Below are 1,150 nucleotides of genomic sequence, written 5' to 3' on the forward strand. Positions count from 1 at the left end.
TACTGACCTTGAAGTCGTCTTGTCGTAGGGGCTGACGGTTGCTGATCGTCGCGGTATGCCGGATGTATGAGGTATCCGCAGGGTGGGGGTCTGACCGCGGAGAGACAAGCGTTCCGTGAGCGGGTCCGGATGGAAGCAGTCGGGATGTTCGCCGATGGGCGGGGCAGCACGGAGATCGCGAAGGAGTTACGGGTCAGCGTCCGGTCCGTCCAGCGATGGCGGCGGTCCTGGCGGGAGGCTGGCCGGGACGCGGTTCGTTCCCGTGGCCCGGCGTCGCGTCCGAAGCTGAGCGATGTGCTGTTCGCCGTGCTTGAGGAGGAGTTGGCCAAAGGCCCGGTCGCTCACGGTTGGCCGGATCAGCGGTGGACGCTCGCGCGGATCAAGACGCTGATCGGCCGACGGTTCCACAAGAGCATGACGTTGTCGGGCATCTCCCAGATGCTGCGCAGGCACGGCTGGAGCCATCAGGTTCCTGCCCGTCGGGCGGTCGAGCGTGACGAGGCGGCGGTGGCCGGCTGGGTGAAGGAGGTGTGGCCGCACCTGGAACCACCGCGGCGGCGCTCGGGGCCTGGCTCGTCTTCGAAGACGAGGCCGGATTCTCGATGACGCCGCCGACCTCGCGCACCTGGGGCAGACGCGGGTCCACCCCGGTCATCCGAGTCCGGGGCCGGTCCCAGCGGCGCTTCTCCATCGCAGCCCTGTGCTGCTACAAACCCGGGATGCGATCCCGCCTGATTTACCGGCCCAAACGGCACACCGATCACAAGAACGGCGGCCGCAAAAGCTTCGCCTGGACCGAGTACCGCGACCTCCTCATCGCAGCCCACCAGCAGCTCGGAGGGCCGATCGTCCTCGTCTGGGACAATTTGAACGTCCATAAGGACCGGCGAATGCGCGAGTTCATCGACACCCACGACTGGGTCGTGGCCTACCACCTGCCGCCCTACGCACCTGACCTCAACCCAGTTGAGGGCATCTGGTCAGTGCTCCGTCGGACCAGCCAGGCCAACACCGCCTTCGCCGACCCCGACGACCTCATCCGCCGACTACGACTCGGTCTCCGCCAGATTCAGTACCGAAGCGACGTCATCGACGGCTGCCTTACCGCGACCGGCCTCACACTCACGACATCACGCCTATAACCTCAGTA

1 protein-coding gene is annotated in these 1,150 nt (G+C 66.2%); it reads left to right on the forward strand.

The features are described 5' to 3' along the window. Positions 1–66: 66 nt before the first annotated feature. A protein-coding gene (locus tag ACWGSR_RS37680) for an IS630 family transposase (protein ID WP_453573976.1) occupies positions 67–1,142 on the forward strand; the annotation gives its coding sequence in 2 pieces (ribosomal slippage) (positions 67–520 and positions 520–1,142; 1,077 coding nt in all). The last annotated feature ends 8 nt before the right edge of the window (positions 1,143–1,150 follow it).

The organism is Streptomyces sp. NPDC055632, assembly GCF_053618675.1.